This window comes from Coleofasciculus sp. (assembly GCF_046565525.1).
In the GTDB taxonomy this organism is placed as follows: domain Bacteria; phylum Cyanobacteriota; class Cyanobacteriia; order Cyanobacteriales; family Coleofasciculaceae; genus Coleofasciculus.
Map to the genome: position 1 here is coordinate 1 of NZ_JBKHUP010000133.1, position 18,416 is coordinate 18,416.

The following is an 18,416-nucleotide window of genomic DNA, read 5'->3' on the forward strand; positions in this document are numbered from 1 at the left end:
AAAACAGATGGTTATGCTTATGTCCACAAAATCCAGAGATGTCCATTGATGCGAGCGATTAGAGGAATAGCGATCGCTTGACTAATTGCACAAAGGCTCTGTTGCACCATTGCACCTGGCTGTTCACATCTAAAAAGACAACAGCATCTGCGATCGCCCCTAGTGCTACTTCCATCTTGCTCAGGGTAGCTTGCAGTTTATTCACCAACTCTGCTAAATCGGTGTTCATCACAGATTCCTCATTCTCTTTCTAAATCTTCAAAAACTTCACTATATTCATAGATGTTTACCATGGATATTCATAGAGATTCACCAGGGTAAGTTGGATGGGGAAAATAGGAGAAAGCTCTAGTTCAAGGATTGACTGGGTACATTGCTTTTGTTTTAATGAAATTATAGAACTCACCAAATTTAGATTAAATTAGAGAGATTAGATCCTTCACTTTTTAAAACAGCCAGGGATCTGAGGGTAGTTTTTTTGCCATCTACCATGACCAGTCAGCCAAGCAACGCTCCTAAAGCCGATATTCTGATCATTGATGATACACTAGAGAACCTCAATCTCTTATCCACTATCCTCACAGATCAGGGCTACAAAGTCCGCAGTGTAACCAAAGGCTCAACCGGATTACGCGGCGCACAGGCGGCTCCCCCTGATCTGATATTATTGGATGTAAATATGCCGCAGATGAATGGCTACGAAGTCTGCCAACATCTGAAAGCAGATCAACGCACCTGCGAAATTCCCGTCATTTTCATCAGCGCTTGGCTCTCCCGTACTTGTGGTGGAAAAGCCTATATTAGTGATAGCTTCCCTAAAAACATTGTTTTGAAAGTCTTGCCCCACAAAGTTTCCAAGAATAATCAGGTTTGCTTATCACCCTAGGTACGGGAGAGCCCTTACCCTGAACCCAAACCATACATTCAGCAGTTAATCGATGAAATTGACTTAAATTTTCTAGTTTACGATTCGTACCCAAGTCAGTTCTAAATCAAACGCTCAAAACTCAAAACAAACTACACTTAACTGTACCAACACAAATCAATATTTAAAAATCAACTCTCAAAACGGAGAAAGCATTATCATCAAAATTGCCGACAATGGTATTGGTATGAGTCAAGACATCCAACAGAAGATATTTGACCCATTTTTTACGACGAAGCCAGTGGGCAGTGGTACAGGATTAGGATTATCGATTAGTCATCAAATTATCGTCGAAAAACATAAAGGCAAACTCAGTTGTCTTTCTGTGCTAGGACAAGGAACAGAATTTATCATTGAGATTCCGTTAATCTGAAGTTATACCCCAGATGATGTAACAGAATCTCTACAGTAAATCAAGTGCTATTTATTTAAACTTGATGCATAAATTCCCAACTGAATCATGATTCATAATTTATGATTGATGACCTTTTCGATAAACTCGCCCCCGTTCAATTTCATCTCTAAGTTCCTTAAGTTCTTTCAGATTCAGCTTCTTGGTATAACAATTATGGTTGTTCCCCAATACCATCTTGCTATAACTCTGTAAACTCTCAATCCAGGGAAACTCAGTCATCCGGAAACGCCACGACACTCCCGGAAGCGGCGGTAAGTTTAACGCCTCTCGCACCACCAAACGACCAATGGTAAATGCACTGGTATTAGGGTCCCAGGTATCGCCTTGTAGGTCAAGATCCCAGGTTCCAATCAAGTGAAAAACCTTGCGAGAACTCTTCAACTTAATAATCCACTGCACACTAAAACGATGAGTCCGAAAGATCTGGTCTTCCTGAGCTAACGATAGCTCCAGGATTGACCTGTCCCTATCAGGGAATGATTTCGTATTCAGAGCCAATCGAATCGCCGCCAGGTTGTCAAGGGTAATCAACAGATTGTGACGGGGATTGTGTTGATTCAGTAGATACCAGGTGGCTACGGCTCCTGGCGCGTCTCGTTCTACGGATAAGAGGACGATGGATTCATCAGCCGAATAGGTGCGCTCAAGAATCAGTAACGTCGGTTGAGATGTTTCTGGTGTCTGAAAGATGCGGCGAATCCACCGAGTCAGCCATCGAAACCACTGTCGTAAACTCTGTTGCTTCACTTGTATCGCTTTGTCAGGGAGGATATGTTACAACTTCCTACCGACCATGGCTTGATCCGAAGCGCTAGTTCCATAACGAAGATAAGAAAGCTGGGGAAGGTTGCCAAGGTGCAGAAGTTTAGCGTTAACTCGGCGCTCCGTGATCTGCCAGACTATACTTCGTCAGGCTACGCTAACGTCCCGCTACATTAACATCTGCGTGATCTTCCCTCTCTCCCCTCTCTCCCTTACTTCAAGTTCACACTCATCCCCAGTCCTCATTCCCTGACACCTTATCCCTAAATCTAGATATTCTGAGTTAAAGTGAATTTTGAACTGACAATTTTTTTCTAACCCTAAGGTCAGTGTATGAACTCGTTAGCTGGTAAAACCCTACAGGGTGGCAAATATACTCTAGAGCAAGAACTAGGACGAGGGGGCTTTGGTGTCACCTATAAAGCCACCCATCACTATTTAGGTCAGGTGGTGGTGATTAAAACCCTAGACGAGTCCATGCATCTCAACCCAGACTTTCCTCGGTTTCAGCGTCTATTCCAGGATGAAGCACGACGACTAGCCTTGTGTATCCATCCCAATATTGTCCGGGTCAGCGACTTCTTCGTGGAAGGAGGGTGGCCCTACATGGTAATGGACTATGTAGAGGGTCAGACATTGCAAGAGATGTTACTTTCTGGAAAACCCCTCAGCGAAGCCACCGCCATTCATTACATCCACCAAATTGGTGACGCCTTAACGGTAGTCCATCAAAAAGGTTTACTCCACCGAGATATTAAACCTGCCAATATCATCCGGCGAGAAGGGACGCACCAAGTTGTACTTATCGACTTTGGCATTGCGCGGGAATTTAACTTCAATACCACTCAAACCCACACTAATATGCTGTCTGAGGGCTATGCCCCCTTAGAGCAGTATTTAATCAAAGAAAAACGCACTCCAGCCTCTGATGTTTACGGTTTAGCCGCCACTCTCTATACCCTGTTAACTGCCCAAATTCCCACACCAGCCGTTATCCGGGAGCGCCAACCCATGCCTGCTCCCCGTGACTTCCAACCCCAACTCAGTGCAGCCGTTAATCAAGGGGTCATGCGCGGGATGGCAATTGAGGCGCGTCATCGACCCTCATCGGTAGCAGAATGGCTATCCCTGTTACCGGATGTGTCCTTTGAACCCAGCCAGGAATTCATCTCCAATCCTGTATCGACAAGCAACGGAGCCACTGTTGCTTTAATACCCCCACAGATAAGTTCCCGTCAGCGAGAGTCCCAGCAGACCCAATATACACCTTGGCATCGACGCTTAGGTGTTTCTCCCGTTTTATTAGGAATGGGGGCTGTAATTGCCACAGGTTTAGTAGGATTGGGAACAATTTGGTATCAGTCTCAAAACCTCTCAACCCCACCAGCGGCTGAACCCTCATCCCCAGAGGAACCATTGAATCCTGATACCGAACTCAATCCTAGTGAGGATACGCTCCAGGAAACGACTGAACCCAGCCAAGACAACAATGCACCTTCTTCAGAGCAGGAACAAAAACCCACTCGGCGCACTTTTGGGAGATTCCCGAAAAAATCGAGGGATTCAGTTCAACCATCTCCCTCACCCACTTCTGAAGCCCCCTCACTCACACCTGTGGAGCCAGCCTCCTCGGATAAAAAATCGTCAACCCCAGCATCTCAACCTTCACCTGACTCATCCCCAGCATCTCCAGCTCAATCTCAACCACCAGAACCGCCAACAACCGCTCCAAAGGTTCCCCAATCGGCTGAGCCTTCTGAATCGGTCAACGAACCCCCGCCTGAGTCTGTTGGCGAACCCATAGAAAACATCAAAAAAGTACCTGCTCCACCAGAAGCCCCCCTACCCAAAAAACCCGAAACCACTCAAGAGAGTGATGAATGATGAAAAACGCTAAGTAGGTCGATGGAAATAAACCGAACTCTATACCCTTGCAAATGATAAATGACGAATGACAAATGACAACCAATACGGTTTAGCCCTACATACCACTAGTCCCCAATTGGGGCTAGCCATCAGTAATTTCCAGAGCGACAATCGTGCGGCTACCTGGGATTTGGGACAAGATTTGTCTACTCACTTACATCAGACTATGAGTGAGTTTATGAGTTCACAAGGTTGGGCAGATTTGGCATTTATTGCTGTAGCCAAAGGACCTGGCAGTTTTACAGGCACTCGTATTGGTGTAGTCACGGCAAGAACCTTAGCGCAGCAACTTGAGATTCCCCTGTTTGCCATTTCCACTCTGGCAGCCGTTGCTTGGTCGGTAACGCTTCAAAAGAAAGAGTATCAGAATACCTCACACAAAAGAGCGATCGCGCTACAAATGCCTGCTCGACGGGGACAGTTATATACTGCAATCTATCAGGCATCCTCAGACAATTCGAGCTTGATGCCCCTTGTACCCGATGCCGTAATGACACCCGATATCTGGCAACAGGTCTTAGACAATCAAAAACTCCCCTATCAACTCATTGAGGTAGCCGTTAATTTAGGAACCTGTGTCACCAGTGTATTAGACTTGGCTGATTTGGATTGGCAACAAGGAAAGCGTCCTCACTGGTCACAGGCTTTACCCTTTTACGGACAGCATCCGGTTACTGGAACAAAAACCGACTAGTGCAGCATGGCAGAAATAACTGACCAGCTAAAATCTCCCCTGCTCTCCCTGAATCTGAATTAGGTCATTATACTACAAACTGGGATGATTGAACTGATGCTTTAGCTGTGAATTCGAGGTTCTGGGTAAAGCGTACTCAGCAACTGACTTTCTACCGTCGCCAGTTCTTCTAACCTCTGACTGACAACCTCCCGCTCAAAATAGGTATCCGCTAGCACCCAGTACACGCCATAGTGACGTGCTTCAGATGTCATCAAACTTTGATAAAACTCGGCTAATTCCGGGTCAGGACAGTGAGTTGCCAGTAATCCCAGCCGTTCGTGAGAGCGAGCCTCAATTAGAGCCGCAACCAGTAAAGAGTCCAATAGCCGCTCCGGTTCATGACGACGAATCTGAGCTGATAGTTTAGCGCCATAGGGCGGCGGAGAGAGGGACGCTAGGGAAATACTCCGTCGTTCTAGCCATTGATTAACTTGCTCAAAATGATCCAGCTCCTCACGCGCGATCGCGGTTAGCTGACGAACCAGTTGCGTACTCGATGGGTAGCGAAAAATTAAATTCAGGGCTACACCTGCCGCTTTGCGTTCGCATTGGGAATGGTCGAGTAGAATGAGATCAAGGTGAGCTAGAGCTTGTTCAACCCAACTCCAGCTCGTAGGTTGTTGGAGGGCATGAATCATTACCCAGGGAGAATCTAACACAGGTTTTGGTGACATCGAACGATCTTGTGAATAACAATAGGGAGAAGGTAAGCAACCCCAGTCTAAAGACACGGAGCAAAAGCCAAATAAGTTGAAGCTATGCTTACCAGCCTAAGTCTTAACTGACTACGTTGTCGGCAAGCGTTAAATACCTACCAGTAGATGCTCCCGCTAGTCTACTGCTCTAGAACCGAAAAGTTAAACAGTTTTAAGGTCACTGAAACAGTGCTTTTTGGATAGTTACCGACCGATAACTTTGGCGAAGCTAACTTTACCCCGGAAACGGGAGACAATTGGAGGGGCAACCATACCCCTCTACCCCAAAAAAGGGTATGATTAGGATAAAGACTAGTATTCGAGGAAACTGGTATTTATCAATGGCGTGCTGGATGCTAAGCGGAAAAGGTTTGAAATTCAATAAATTTTCTCTGAAACCCGGAAGATAGATGTTAGCACTTGTTTTAAGTAATAGATAATAGAGTATCCTGAGTCTGAGAATCTTGCCCACCAGGGGTGAACATACCTCGGCACATAATAGTCCAGATTTTGGGAACAAAACTGGTGCAAGTAAATGTTTATGGGTGCTACTTATTATTTGACGACACGGATTTGGATCAATAAACAATGACTCACCGTCGGATTGTTATCGGTGACGTGCATGGGCACTACGATACCCTAATGACCTTATTGGACGCGATCGCTCCTAGTCAAGACGATCAGGTTTATTTTTTGGGAGACTTAATCGATCGGGGTTCCCAAAGCTCTCAAGTTGTTGAATTTGTCAAGCAAAGCACTTATTCCTGCTTATTAGGCAATCATGAGCAAATGCTAATAGAAATCCTGGGTCATGGAGAAATCGATGGTCCAGCCCTGCAAGCATGGCTCTATAGCGGCGGTCACAGTACCATCAATAGTTATGGTGAGGATGGTGTTCGCCAAGACCATATAGAGTGGATGCGTACCCTACCACTCTATATGGATTTGGGAGATACATGGTTAGTCCATGCCGGAGTTCATCCCCGGTTGCCCATTGAAAAGCAAACGGCTGAACAATTCTGTTGGATTCGGGACGAATTTCATAGAATGCCAGAGCCTTATTTTGCCAATAAGTTAATTATCATCGGTCATACGATTACCTTTACCTTGCCAGGAGTGCAACCTGGACGAATTGCTCAAGGTCAAGGATGGTTAGATATTGACACGGGCGCTTATCATCCTAAAAGTGGTTGGCTAACGGGATTAGACCTGACCAACTCACGGGTTTATCAAGCCAACGTCTTCCGAAACCGGGTTCGCCAAATGCCACTTGAGGAGGCGGTGACACGAGTTGAGCCTTCACAACCAAGGTGGCGCGATAGCTACCCAACTAGCCGTAGCCGACAACGCAGTACCGACAAAAGGTTTGGTGTCACATAAGGGAGCAGGGAAACAGAGAGTTCTATAACAGGGGACGAATTTTGGCTTTGTAGGCACTTTCATCCAAACCATCACCAACAGTGGCTTGTGCCGGATCAATCGCCTGCTTTAAGGCGTTAATGCGATCTCCAACGGCTGGATGGGTGCTGAGGAATGAGGGGACGGAACCCCTTTTATTCTGGAGTTTTTCCATAAAATTCACCATGGCTGATGGTGCGTAGCCCGCTTTTTTGAGGATGTCTAACCCAACCTGATCAGCCTCCAATTCATCTTCACGACTATTGGGTAACCGCAGCGCCAACTCTACGCCCATATTAACTAGCGTACTGCGATCTAGACCTGCAGCAACGGCTACTCCCCTAGCGATCGCGCTCTGGCGCATTTGTTTAATCATGTGTTCCTCTTCGATATGCCCGATTTCATGGGCAATCACACTAGCTAGTTGAGCCTCATTGTCCGCCGCTTCAATCAAACCTGTGTTGAGATAAATAAACCCCCCTGTAGTCGCAAAGGCATTAATGCTCTCATCATCAACCACCTGAAACGTATAGGGAATATTAGAGCGTTGAGTTTCTTTTGCCAATCGCTGACCAATCTGATCAATATAGCGGTTAACACTGGAATTGCGATAAAGCCGGATCTGGTTTCTCACCAACTTCTGATTAATCTGCTGCCCGATCTCGACTTCCTGGCGATCAGAAATATTGGAAAGTTGGATAATCTGGACGCCTCGGAAAATTATATCGAGCCAGGGAATTGCTTGACTCACCTGAGGTGTACCCACGATCAGGCTCAACGCCAAGATCGCTGACACAAATGGATATAATAGACGACGGTGACGACGAGACCAGAAGGATAATGGATTAACCATGGTACATAAAATTAAAATAGCTACAGTTAAGGTACTCAAACAATAGACGCTACTTACAGGCTATAAGTTGCCATGACTGCTGTATATCCCCCCCTTTTTCTCATGCCCAGCTCTTGAAAATAAAAGTGAGGCTTTCCCTTGAGTGTTAAGAAACACTTTCTGACACAGGGAGTTGAGGATAAGGCGACCCAAGTACATTGAGCGGGCTGGTGCTGTTAATTAGACTAAGCGGGTCGCCCCTAAACTTTAGACTACAGGTGTTTGTTTCATCCCTAAGGGGGGGCGCGATCGCATTTATGAAAACTTCTCAGCTTTCCACAGGTTATACTGATCTGTTGTTGCTGCCGTGGTAATTTAATCAGGAGAGCATAACTGAGTCTTCTGTTGATGGTGAAACGAGAGTTAAAAAATACTAATCGTAAGGGTTTATGAGTATTTTGGATTCTAAAGGTCGTCTTTTCGGTAAAATCAGCATTCTCGATCTAGGGGCTGCCTTGGTCATTTTCTTAGTGATTGTGGGAATCTTTTTCTTTCCCGGTACGTCAGGTTCCGTCGCCCAACTGCCTGGAACCAGTACGACAAAACCTGTCCAAGTTGATTTGGTGGTTCGCGGGTTGAGCGTGCGTAATCCAGAAGATTTGATGGCTCAGTTTAGGGAAGAAAAGAAAACAAATATCGTCATTCGCAATCAACCCTATGGTCAGGTAGACATCCTATCGGTAGAAGAATTGCCACGGCTGCTTGTAATACCCCAACCCGATGGCTCGGCTAAAGCTTTACCTGATCCCAGACCTGACACCTTTAGCACTGATATGCTGATGACCCTCGGTGGTCAAGCCACGATTACCGATGATGGTCCGGTTCTGGGAAATAGCAAGATTAAAATTGGAACGCCTGTGGAATTAGAGGGTAAGGATTACAATTTCAATGCTAGCGTGATTCAGGTCAGGGTTGAATAAAAGGGAACTCTTAACAGGAAACAGGGAACAGGATAAACCACTGTTTCTTGATTCCTGAAAATGCTTTGACAGGCAGGTTTAGCTTTAGGTAAAAATGTTCCTAAATGACCAATGACTAACTTTTAATCTCCAATCCTTTCCTCTGAATTCAGGAGCTTCAAATACTTTCGGATTAAACCAATCGTCACGGCTGGCAATTCTAGCTGAGGAGTTAATCCAACATTCTCAAGGGTTTGAAAGACTCGAATGGCTTTCGGATTAAGATCGGCTAGTCGCTTACCGATTTCTGGGCTGGTAAATTCGGATTTTTGTCCCCAGATAATTGCCGTGGGAGTGTTAAGTTGAGGAATGTACAGGGATAAGTCAAAGCACAAGTCTCCTCGCACAAAGGAAAGCGCTGCATATTCAGCATTGGGTTGTTGAGCTGAGGCTAAATAAGCATCCACAATTTCTGAACTTATTCGGCTCTTACGAGCAAATTGCCGGGTTTCTAAGAAACTGCGGATACCGCCTTCAGTGGCGACGCCAGTGCTGTAGAGGATGCGGTCTAGAATAGGTGTGCTGATCAATTGGGCAAAAAAGCTGCGTGTGTAGTCTTCCCCAAAATCAGAGAGTCCTGATGGAGTGGTGAGAATCAGAGACTTAAACAGTTCAGGACGCGCGATCGCAGCTCGGATTGTCAAAGCAGCGGTTAGAGACGAGGCAATCACTGGCGTACCTTGAGGACAGGTTTGCTCTAGGAATTCATTAATTGTCCTGATGTAGTCCTCAATCTGGTAATTGCGTTCAGGATGCTCTGAACGTCCCCAACCGATAAGATCCGGGGCGAGAACGCGATACTCACTGGCAAATGCTGGATAGACCTTTGACCACTCATACGCCGATGACCCACCCCCAAAGCCATGCAAAAACACTAACGTTGGTCGTGCTTCTGACTCAGGGGTTTCTGGGGTTTGCCACGGTATGTCGTCAGCCGTGTAGTATGCCATTGTTCCTAGTGAGGTCACTAAGGAGTGCTGTTTAAAGCCATTGGGTTCAATCATATCTCCACCTTATCGCTATTACTATCATCCCTGATTCTAGGGTCGAGAGCCTCTGACTTTGAGTTGATTCCCTTAACCCGGAATCCTCGGTCAAAGGTAGTCACGCTTTTAGAAAAGCGTTAAAATTACAAGTTTTGAACGGAGGGAACTTTCCTCACTATTATTTCATCGGAGGATTTTATGCAAGTGGACGTTTGCACACAAAAGGGTACAAACTCATATCAGTAATCCAATAAAAAACATTTGTAGTTTTGGGTGAGACTGTTGGCAGCCAACGCCGCGAAAGTCCCACGCTTGCGGTTGAGTTTAAATGCTAGGATAACCAGCCTGTAGGCGTGATTCGCTAAAAGATTGGCGATATCAAGTAGTTTTGAGGGCAGGAGATTTGAGCGGTGATTTGAACCTAAAATTTGACATTTATTCTAGGCTGATGGAGTTATCAGCTCTTCAGTGTTTAAGCTTTCTCAATTTATTCGTTGTTTAAGAAACGTGATAACAATGCAATGCAATTTACAGTTACAGGAAATTATAGATGATAACTTCATCAAGTCGCCAGTGGCGATAGCTTCTCCTGGCTGGGATATAGCTGAATATGAGTCGAGTTTACTCGTGATAAGACCAAAAAGTGTCTGCCTTAACTTGGAAGCCTTAACCTGTTTTGAAGTTGTAGAGCATCAATTTCACCAGTTTGGAGTGACATTTAAAAACGCGATCGCTCTAAAGCCATCAAACCCAGCCTATCCTCCCCGCTCTGGTACTATTGTCCTCATGGCGGCACCCAAAAGCGGTTGGCTAGAAGCGACATTTTCGCAGCCGATTGGTTGGTTCTGCTGCTATGTCACCAGTTCCCAGCGAACGATGATGTCTGCCTACGACTCCCAGGGTAGGCTTATTGATCAAGTAATGACTCAACCGAATTTAGCTGGCTCGGATTCACCTACGCCTCCCAATACCCAGCTTCAGATTGATGCACCGAATATATCTCGCATCACATTCTATGCCTTTGACGGTCAACTGACCCTTGCTGACTTGAGTTTTGAGTTTTGACCCTTTTACCTTGCTACCCTATGCAGTTTGCCCCGCTCTATCCCCTTTTATACCCAATTCTGAAAACTGCCTTTCCCCATTGCCTTTGGTCAGGTTCGCCCCAGTCACGAACCATTGCCCTCACGTTTGATGATGGTCCTCACCCCCAGTACACCCCCCAACTTCTGCAAGTTCTGGAGCGCTACGATATAAAAGCCAGTTTTTTCTGGTTAGGCACTTGCGTCAAATCAGCGCCAACTGTTGCCCGTGAGGTCTACCTCCAGGGTCACTGGATTGGATTGCACGGTTATAATCACCACTCTTTCCCCTTGCTGACACCAGATAGGCTCGCATCAAGTTTAGAAAAAACCCAAGCCGCAATTACCCAAGCTTGTGGACTCAACCCTGAGTACCTGCGGGACGTTCGCCCCCCGAATGGTTTGTTTACTCCCCAAACTCTAAAATTATTAAACAAATGGCACTACCGACCCGTGATGTGGAGTGTTGTTCCAGAAGATTGGGTTCGTCCTGGTTCTTCAGTCGTTGTCCGACGAGTCCTACAGCAAGTACGTAATGGATCGCTCCTTGTCTTGCATGATGGTTACCATGGAGGAGAAGATGTTACACAAACTACAGCGACGTTAATCCCAACCCTACTTGATCAAGGATATGACTTTGTGACCATTGATCAACTATGGCAACTGAAACGCGACATTATTGCTGTGAAGTAAGTTAGTGTTAACGCTATCTGTAGAGTGCCATAACCCTGAAACTTGGATTATTCCAACTATATATAGAGTTAAAGCTTAAGAAAAAGAATGAGGAATGTAGAGGCGATATGGCTTCTGAGCTGGGTAGGATGAGAGATGAGCGTGAGTATTTGACTCAAGTTGCTTTCTCCCGATAATGGACTCACTCCCATTTCCCCTATCTATATGAATCTGTATGAATAGATGGACTCACTATCCGGTTGCCAGCTCACAGGAGATGACACAAGCGTTACGTATTGTAACCATCTCGGCAAATTTTACTCAGATTTTAAACACAAATACTCCGATTGTGTGTTAAAACAAATGTTTTACACACAATCGAGCCTTCATGACTTATGCATTACCTCTACCCCCAAAAAAATTGTTGCATATACGCCGAATTTCGCTAACGTAGTCAAAGAAGCATAATCGTCTCCACACCGAACATTTGTACTAAGACAGGGTGATTTCATGACTATAGAGAAACTAAGGCTCTTGAAGTGTCAGCTAACTTCATTAAAATGGCTGAGCGCATTTCAGCAATTTGTCTGGGACAATCCAGTCTAGCCCTAGAGTACATTAAAGAAGGATTGACAGAACGGACAGACATCAAGAGACGGTTTCAGTTTTGATGGCTCTCCAAAGGATAACAGTAAAACTCACGACTCTATCGCTCACTTCCACCAAGCTAGGCTTAGTCTCTCAATCCATCTAGCCATGCAAATCGAGGAAAGACAATCTATAATGGTTTCATTCTTGACCAAAATTAATGGGTATAAAGCATCCCCCTTAGAAGGGGACTTCGGTGAGCGTCAAGCAAATATTCATTTCGCGTAAACGCTCTTAACCGAGCCAAGATTATCAGCTTTCTCTAAGTTGCCAAAAACCACGAACAAGTTTTTTGAATTAAAGCTAGAATCAAAAAGTCTCAACAGCCGCTAGGATTAAAACTTACTTGACCCGGCATTCAAATCCCTGTTGAGTTATAGAGGAATAAATCTAGCTTGAGTTTCTCAGGCTCAATAATTCAATAACCGATTAGAATGCAAAAGTAAGATTAAATCGCTGGCTAAATTTTTAAGTAGATTACTGGACATCTACTGGTCTTTAACTGAAGGAGCATGAGGAAAAAGGCATGACCCAGGCAAACGACGTACTTGCAACAATTTCTCAGCCTCAAAGCGGGTTGGAATTCTTGCTAGAGGATGAAGCAACTCAAGACGATATGGTGGACGTTAACTCGGAAGCCATTCAACCCGAACCGGAGGAGGAAGACGGTAAGCCAGGTAAGGTGCGTTCTACCCGTCGTCGCACACAAGCGAAAAAGAAGCACTATACCGAAGATTCAATTCGCCTCTACCTGCAAGAAATCGGTCGGATTCGCCTATTACGCGCTGATGAGGAAATTGAACTGGCGCGTAAAATTGCGGACTTGTTAGAGTTAGAACGTGTCCGCGATCGCTTGTGTGATCAGCTCGAGCGAGAGCCAAAGGAAGGAGAATGGGCAAGTTCAGTCAATATGGAACTCCCCGCCTTTCGCAAACGCCTTTTCCTGGGTCGGCGGGCAAAAGAAAAAATGGTGCAGTCTAACCTGCGTCTAGTCGTGTCCATTGCCAAAAAATACATGAATCGGGGTCTGTCGTTTCAAGACCTAATTCAAGAAGGGTCTTTGGGACTGATTCGGGCGGCGGAAAAATTCGATCACGAGAAAGGCTACAAATTCTCAACCTACGCCACCTGGTGGATTCGCCAAGCTATCACTCGTGCTATTGCCGATCAATCCCGTACCATTCGCCTACCCGTTCACCTCTACGAAACCATCTCCCGGATCAAAAAGACCACCAAAATCCTCTCTCAAGAACTGGGTCGCAAACCCACTGAAGAAGAAATTGCTGACCGGATGGAAATGACCATCGAGAAGCTGCGATTTATTGCCAAATCTGCCCAACTTCCCATCTCCCTGGAAACGCCAATTGGTAAAGAAGAAGACTCTCGCCTGGGTGACTTCATCGAAGCTGATGGTGAAACGCCAGAAGACCAAGTATCCAAAAATCTACTGCGGGAAGACTTAGAAAGTGTCCTGGATACATTAAGCGCCCGGGAACGAGACGTTCTCCGGTTGCGCTATGGGTTAGATGATGGACGGATGAAAACCCTAGAAGAAATCGGTCAAATTTTTAACGTGACCCGCGAGCGTATTCGCCAAATAGAGGCAAAAGCTCTACGTAAACTTCGCCATCCCAATCGCAACAGTATTCTCAAGGAGTATATCCGCTAGGACTAGAGGGCGAGGGGTAATATCAAGTCCGGTAGCACCGGACTTGCTGATGGGGGAAGGGGTATAAGGGTAAGGCTCCCTTTTAAATAACTACAGCTATGATAGACGCACTCGCCCTGCAGGAGACGATATCAGATGAGTCCTCTATGTGTCAGAAAATAACCCAAAAGGAAGCTGGGGTTCATAGGTTGAACACCCAGCTATTCTTTACAAATTGATTAAGACTTGACGATGCCGTATTACATCAGCCCCCAGAAGTGTAGTACGCCTTGACCAGAAATATATTCTGTGATCAAAGCGGCAACAAAACCAATCATGGCTAGACGACCGTTCCAATTCTCAGCGTTAGCTGTAAACCCAAATTTGGCTTCCTTTTGCTGTTGACCTTCCATGGCTTAGTTGTTTTAGTTACATTGTGTAAATTAATATGTAAATTAATGTAACAAATTATTGGCAAAATGACAAGTATTGGGTCAAAGTGACAAAAATCTCGGTGGAAAAATCCATTCTGGTTCTCAGCCAGACGTAACAGGTGACAAATCCACACACTGTACTCGTAAGAGTCAGTGTCGGCTTCTAGAGGAGCCTTTCTAAAAAACGAGCCCGGAAAAATAAATTTTATTTAAAGTTTGATTAAGAAATGGCTATCATCTCGGCTCAACTGCCAACTCGACTCGACAATTACTACCAGCAGATTCGCGTTATTATTGATCGCCAAAATCCAATTACAGGATTATTACCCGCCAGTACGGCAGTGAATGCCCATGGTGACTACACCGATGCCTGGGTTAGGGATAACGTTTACAGCATTTTGGCGGTTTGGGGATTAGCGTTAGCGTACCGCAAACTTGACGCCGATAGTGGGCGCACCTTTGAACTGGAACAAAGTGTGGTCAAACTGATGCGAGGGCTGCTGTTTTGTATGATGCGGCAAGCCGCCAAAGTGGAACGGTTCAAAGACAACCAATCTCTGCTAGACGCGCTGCACGCCAAGTATAATACCAGCACTGGCGATGTAGTCGTGGGGGATGATGAGTGGGGTCATTTGCAGCTCGATGCCACTTCCCTATTCCTGTTGATGCTGGCTCAGATGACCGCATCAGGGTTACACATTGTTTACACCATTGCTGAAGTGCATTTCATTCAGAATCTGGTGTATTACATTGGTCGTACCTATCGGACACCAGATTACGGAATTTGGGAACGGGGAAATAAAGTTAATCACGGTAATCCTGAACTCAACGCCAGTTCCGTCGGCATGGCAAAAGCCGCATTAGAGGCGATTAACGGGCTAGATTTATTTGGCGTGCGGGGTTCTCAAGCCTCGGTAATTCATGTCCTTCCCGATGAAATTGCGCGATCGCGGATTACGTTAGAATCTCTATTACCACGGGAGTCAAGTTCCAAGGAAACCGATGCGGCATTGTTAAGTGTAATCGGGTTCCCCGCCTTTGCCATCGAAGACGTGGAACTCTTGGAGAGAACTCGTCAAAAGATTGTCGATAAATTACAGGGACTATACGGGTGTAAGCGGTTCTTGCGGGATGGACATCAAACGGTATTAGAAAATACCACCCGCTTGCACTATGAACCCTGGGAACTGCAACAATTTGAACATATTGAATGCGAGTGGCCCCTATTTTTTACCTACTTAGCCCTGGATGGCTGGTTCCGGGGAGACGTTGAGTGGGCGCGGAATTATCTGGGGCGTTTGGATACATTGCTGGTTGAGCGAGACGGGATGCGCTTATTACCCGAAGTGTATTACGTTCCAGCAGACAAAATTGAAGCCGAACGCGCTTCTCCTCATTCCCAGAATCGCAAACCCAATGAAAATTTGCCTCTTGTCTGGGCGCAGAGTTTGTATCTACTTGCCCAAATGCTTCATGACGGATTAATTACGCGGGGAGATGTTGACCCCTTAGGGCGTCATTTTTCTGTAGGGCGTCACCAAGATCCGGTGGTACAAATTGCGCTATTGGCAGAGGATGAAGCGTTACAAGCGCAACTGGCAGCTTATGGGATTGCCACACAGACCCCGACACAAGTTGATCCTACTCAAGTGCGTCAGGCAACTGACCTCTCCCGATTGTATGCCCAAATTGGACGGTGTGATGCCTTAGGATTAAGCGGACGTCCGATTCGACGCCTGCGAAGTTTGACCACCTCCCGCATTTTTCGCTTCGGGAAAGAAACGATTGTGTTTTTGCCCGCGTTTTTAGACCAGCAACAGTTTTATTTAACCCTGGATTATCATTTCCTGGTGGCTCAAATTAAAAGTGAACTGACATATATTCAACGCCACTGGGGTGAGTTAGGACGTCCAACGATGACACTGTTATTAACTCACCAGATGGTGCAGACGGGAGAGGAAACCAGTCATCCGGGACAAGAACAACTTCAGGGTTCGGCGTTACTAGAATTAATCCAAGAATTGCAAGAGGGATTATGTAATGGGGTGCGGGTCAAGTTAGGGCGTTTAAATCAGTTAACGCTTACAGCCGGAGTTGAACGCATTGATGTGATGCAAGGATTTGAGTTTAGTGAGTCTCCGGTTCAAGATGCTGCACCGCCTGATTATTACCTGAGAAATAGTCCGCGAAAAAATGGTCAGTTAAGTCATACGCAGGAATTCTTGCTAGAATGCGAAACGAATCTCCAACTCTTGCTCGATAGTTTACGGCATTCAGAAAATCTTTATGAGCAAATTGAATTATTACGCACCTTGAAAAACTTGCGGGGACTGGACTTTGATACAGGGTTTGGTCAACCTAAAGGAGTGGTGACGGTGGCGGATTTGCTGAATGAAGTGTACATCAAAGCCAGTAGTGAAGGAGCCTCTGTTTACTGGGGCGTGATTCGTCAAGCAGCGGGATTACTGAATAAAGTCGAAATTAGCTTGTCGGATGCGGTGACAGATATTTTGGTGCGGGGGAAACAGATAACGGTAGGAAAAGCGTATAGTGAGGCTTCCCTGATTAAAAACCCAATGTCCAACCTGGAAATCCAGGCAAAAATTGATGAGTTTTGTCGAGAAGATATTCGCGATCGCGTTTTGACTCAAGAACTCCTGATTTACTTGAGTATTCTGATTAAATCCGAACCTCATCTGGTTGATGGCTTGCTCACGCTGCGGGTTGGCTATTTAATTCTGCTGTTGACGAGTGAAGTGGCGGCTGAATTGGGGATGACTCAAGATGAAGCTTATGAAGAATTGATGCACTTGAGTCCCTTTGATGTGAAAATGCGGCTGCGTTCCTGTTTGGCGGGATATGAAGGGATTAACCAAAAGTTACGCCAACAAGAATCACTGCGCGTTAAGCAACCGAAACAGGTGATTAATTGGGTAATATTGCCAGAGGATCGAATCTATGTAGACGAAGACATTACTACAGCAGGAAATTGGCTGAGAAAACGACAACTTGATGGTAGTGCGGGTCGAGTGCCTAAAGATTTTTACCCGAAAGTTTGGCAAGTGATGAAACATTGTAAGGGTTTGGTGATCGGCGATAAATTAGAGCGTCGCAATCGACTCGATAGCCAACCTCTGCTCTCAGAAATGACACCTGGGGAAAAGAATTTTGCCCTGCGGGTTGAGCATTTACTCAATAAAATTCAAGTGCCAACCTATCGACAGGTGAATATCGAAGCACTTGTGGAATTAGCCGCAATACTGGAACGGAATCCAGAGTTGGAAATTGAAGAATACATTGTTCTTGATGTTTTGATTGGTCATGCTGTCCGTTTAGGCTGGTTGGAGCGCTATCCAGAACGAGCAGATAAGTATGATGAATATAAGGCAGCAGCTTGGCGTGCTTTTTATGATATGTCTCCTCAAGAATGTGCGGCTTATATTGTTAAGGCGTTCCAATTCTTGACACAAGTAGAACCCGCCAATGTTGCTTAAGCTAGGGAACAGGGAACGGGGAAGAGGAATCCCCTTTTGCCATGGCGATTGAAATCGCTGCTACACAAACAAAGTCCGCCTGCGCGGACTGGGTTATAACGGGGGTAGCGTTCCCCGGATTTAGTATTAACCGTTAATAGATGCGATCGCGTCTTTAGCCGCAAGCCTGTGAACTCCGGTTGGCGCACATGAATCAGAGTTGAACATTTATCTAAGTATAAATGCTTATTTTAGTCCGCGATTGTTCATTATCACTTATCTGGTAATTTTTTGTAACAAAATTGACAGTTGTTCTGAAAGAGCCATACAATTTGAAGCGGTAAGTTTAATCACTGCGATCGCAGGATTAAGCGCCAAAAATTAATTTAATTTAAGGATAAAACGGATAACTATGACCCAGTTTTTCAGCCGATTCAAACGGTTGGCAACGATTCTGATCGTGTTGCTGATGGTTGTTTCTACGGTTTGTTTACTGCCCAACCAACCCGCATGGGCGAATCAAGATACATCAAGTCCTTGGGCAATTCAAAGCTCGTCTTGGGCGCGTTGGGCACCGGCTCCCTACACCCGTTGGGATGTTTATAACGATCTGGATAATCGGGTTCAACTCGTTGCTGATCCTACAACAAAGAGTGCTGTTTACTTCCTCAACTCCGATGGCTCTGTCGGCTATCGTAATGTTGATCAAAACATTAATAAAACCTTTCCTGGTATTACCGCTAAACAGATTGCTGTAGGTAAAAA

General features: G+C 45.6%; 16 protein-coding genes and 1 pseudogene. 11 read left to right on the top strand and 6 right to left on the bottom strand.

Annotated features, from left to right (window positions below; all coding sequences use genetic code 11):
- Window positions 1-58: 58 nt before the first annotated feature.
- On the bottom strand, window positions 59-229 hold the full coding sequence (locus tag ACLGGO_RS30990) for a hypothetical protein (RefSeq protein ID WP_446422184.1): 171 nt from the start codon (window positions 227-229) through the stop codon (window positions 59-61).
- A gap of 261 nt (window positions 230-490) precedes the next feature.
- On the opposite strand from ACLGGO_RS30990, the pseudogene ACLGGO_RS30995 reads away from it, so the two are divergent.
- Window positions 491-766 (top strand): annotated as a pseudogene (locus tag ACLGGO_RS30995) (response regulator); the annotation flags it as partial.
- A 202-nt stretch (window positions 767-968) separates the two neighbouring features.
- Window positions 969-1,298, top strand: a complete 330-nt coding sequence (locus ACLGGO_RS31000) for a sensor histidine kinase (protein ID WP_446422191.1) — start codon at window positions 969-971, stop codon at window positions 1,296-1,298.
- Window positions 1,299-1,397: 99 nt separating this feature from the next.
- Here the strand turns inward: ACLGGO_RS31000 and ACLGGO_RS31005 are convergent, their stop codons facing one another.
- On the bottom strand, window positions 1,398-2,087 hold the full coding sequence (locus ACLGGO_RS31005; RefSeq protein ID WP_446334095.1) for a hypothetical protein: 690 nt from the start codon (window positions 2,085-2,087) through the stop codon (window positions 1,398-1,400).
- Between the two features lie 348 nt (window positions 2,088-2,435).
- On the opposite strand from ACLGGO_RS31005, the gene ACLGGO_RS31010 reads away from it, so the two are divergent.
- Window positions 2,436-3,986: a serine/threonine protein kinase gene (locus tag ACLGGO_RS31010; RefSeq protein WP_446422185.1), complete on the top strand. Its 1,551-nt coding sequence runs from the start codon at window positions 2,436-2,438 to the stop codon at window positions 3,984-3,986.
- Window positions 3,987-4,053: 67 nt separating this feature from the next.
- The gene (gene tsaB / locus ACLGGO_RS31015; RefSeq protein ID WP_446334097.1) at window positions 4,054-4,722 is read left to right on the top strand and encodes a tRNA (adenosine(37)-N6)-threonylcarbamoyltransferase complex dimerization subunit type 1 TsaB; all 669 of its coding nucleotides are present in this window, start codon (window positions 4,054-4,056) and stop codon (window positions 4,720-4,722) included.
- 101 nt (window positions 4,723-4,823) lie between these two features.
- Here the strand turns inward: tsaB and miaE are convergent, their stop codons facing one another.
- Window positions 4,824-5,438: a tRNA isopentenyl-2-thiomethyl-A-37 hydroxylase MiaE gene (gene miaE, locus ACLGGO_RS31020; RefSeq protein ID WP_446422186.1), complete on the bottom strand. Its 615-nt coding sequence runs from the start codon at window positions 5,436-5,438 to the stop codon at window positions 4,824-4,826.
- Window positions 5,439-6,047: 609 nt separating this feature from the next.
- Between miaE and ACLGGO_RS31025 the strand changes: the two genes are divergently transcribed.
- Window positions 6,048-6,839: a metallophosphoesterase family protein gene (locus tag ACLGGO_RS31025; RefSeq protein ID WP_446334099.1), complete on the top strand. Its 792-nt coding sequence runs from the start codon at window positions 6,048-6,050 to the stop codon at window positions 6,837-6,839.
- Between the two features lie 22 nt (window positions 6,840-6,861).
- On the opposite strand, the gene ACLGGO_RS31030 is transcribed toward ACLGGO_RS31025, so the two are convergent.
- Window positions 6,862-7,710, bottom strand: a complete 849-nt coding sequence (locus ACLGGO_RS31030; protein ID WP_446334100.1) for a M48 family metallopeptidase — start codon at window positions 7,708-7,710, stop codon at window positions 6,862-6,864.
- A gap of 428 nt (window positions 7,711-8,138) precedes the next feature.
- Between ACLGGO_RS31030 and ACLGGO_RS31035 the strand changes: the two genes are divergently transcribed.
- On the top strand, window positions 8,139-8,669 hold the full coding sequence (locus ACLGGO_RS31035; protein ID WP_446334101.1) for a DUF4330 domain-containing protein: 531 nt from the start codon (window positions 8,139-8,141) through the stop codon (window positions 8,667-8,669).
- A 122-nt stretch (window positions 8,670-8,791) separates the two neighbouring features.
- Here the strand turns inward: ACLGGO_RS31035 and ACLGGO_RS31040 are convergent, their stop codons facing one another.
- Window positions 8,792-9,712: an alpha/beta fold hydrolase gene (locus ACLGGO_RS31040; RefSeq protein WP_446334102.1), complete on the bottom strand. Its 921-nt coding sequence runs from the start codon at window positions 9,710-9,712 to the stop codon at window positions 8,792-8,794.
- 498 nt (window positions 9,713-10,210) lie between these two features.
- On the opposite strand from ACLGGO_RS31040, the gene ACLGGO_RS31045 reads away from it, so the two are divergent.
- The 3 genes from ACLGGO_RS31045 (at window position 10,211) to rpoD (ending at window position 13,765) form a co-directional block, all read left to right on the top strand.
- Entirely contained in the window at window positions 10,211-10,759 is a 549-nt protein-coding gene (locus ACLGGO_RS31045) for a hypothetical protein (protein WP_446422187.1), read from the top strand.
- Window positions 10,760-10,779: 20 nt separating this feature from the next.
- Entirely contained in the window at window positions 10,780-11,469 is a 690-nt protein-coding gene (locus ACLGGO_RS31050; protein ID WP_446422188.1) for a polysaccharide deacetylase family protein, read from the top strand.
- 1,153 nt (window positions 11,470-12,622) lie between these two features.
- Window positions 12,623-13,765, top strand: a complete 1,143-nt coding sequence (gene rpoD, locus ACLGGO_RS31055) for an RNA polymerase sigma factor RpoD (protein WP_446334105.1) — start codon at window positions 12,623-12,625, stop codon at window positions 13,763-13,765.
- A 239-nt stretch (window positions 13,766-14,004) separates the two neighbouring features.
- Here rpoD and ACLGGO_RS31060 read toward each other — a convergent pair whose 3' ends face one another.
- Entirely contained in the window at window positions 14,005-14,157 is a 153-nt protein-coding gene (locus ACLGGO_RS31060; protein ID WP_446334106.1) for a chlorophyll a/b-binding protein, read from the bottom strand.
- A 248-nt stretch (window positions 14,158-14,405) separates the two neighbouring features.
- On the opposite strand from ACLGGO_RS31060, the gene ACLGGO_RS31065 reads away from it, so the two are divergent.
- Window positions 14,406-17,672 carry a glycoside hydrolase family 15 protein gene (locus ACLGGO_RS31065; RefSeq protein ID WP_446422189.1) on the top strand — a complete coding sequence of 1,089 codons (3,267 nt, stop codon included), beginning with the start codon at window positions 14,406-14,408 and terminating at the stop codon, window positions 17,670-17,672.
- A 391-nt stretch (window positions 17,673-18,063) separates the two neighbouring features.
- Window positions 18,064-18,416, top strand: a 353-nt coding sequence (locus tag ACLGGO_RS31070; protein ID WP_446422190.1) for a hypothetical protein, incomplete at its 3' end; no start/stop codon positions are given.

Excerpts from the sequence above, each read along its gene's own strand:
- ACLGGO_RS30990 (WP_446422184.1), bottom strand. The coding sequence starts at position 229 with ATGAACACCGATTTAGCAGAGTTGGTGAATAAACTGCAAGCTACCCTG.
- ACLGGO_RS31010 (WP_446422185.1), top strand. The coding sequence starts at position 2,436 with ATGAACTCGTTAGCTGGTAAAACCCTACAGGGTGGCAAATATACTCTA.
- tsaB (WP_446334097.1), top strand. The coding sequence starts at position 4,054 with ATGACAAATGACAACCAATACGGTTTAGCCCTACATACCACTAGTCCC.
- miaE (WP_446422186.1), bottom strand. The coding sequence starts at position 5,438 with ATGTCACCAAAACCTGTGTTAGATTCTCCCTGGGTAATGATTCATGCC.
- ACLGGO_RS31025 (WP_446334099.1), top strand. The coding sequence starts at position 6,048 with ATGACTCACCGTCGGATTGTTATCGGTGACGTGCATGGGCACTACGAT.
- ACLGGO_RS31030 (WP_446334100.1), bottom strand. The coding sequence starts at position 7,710 with ATGGTTAATCCATTATCCTTCTGGTCTCGTCGTCACCGTCGTCTATTA.
- ACLGGO_RS31035 (WP_446334101.1), top strand. The coding sequence starts at position 8,139 with ATGAGTATTTTGGATTCTAAAGGTCGTCTTTTCGGTAAAATCAGCATT.
- ACLGGO_RS31040 (WP_446334102.1), bottom strand. The coding sequence starts at position 9,712 with ATGATTGAACCCAATGGCTTTAAACAGCACTCCTTAGTGACCTCACTA.
- ACLGGO_RS31045 (WP_446422187.1), top strand. The coding sequence starts at position 10,211 with ATGCAATGCAATTTACAGTTACAGGAAATTATAGATGATAACTTCATC.
- ACLGGO_RS31050 (WP_446422188.1), top strand. The coding sequence starts at position 10,780 with ATGCAGTTTGCCCCGCTCTATCCCCTTTTATACCCAATTCTGAAAACT.
- rpoD (WP_446334105.1), top strand. The coding sequence starts at position 12,623 with ATGACCCAGGCAAACGACGTACTTGCAACAATTTCTCAGCCTCAAAGC.
- ACLGGO_RS31060 (WP_446334106.1), bottom strand. The coding sequence starts at position 14,157 with ATGGAAGGTCAACAGCAAAAGGAAGCCAAATTTGGGTTTACAGCTAAC.
- ACLGGO_RS31065 (WP_446422189.1), top strand. The coding sequence starts at position 14,406 with ATGGCTATCATCTCGGCTCAACTGCCAACTCGACTCGACAATTACTAC.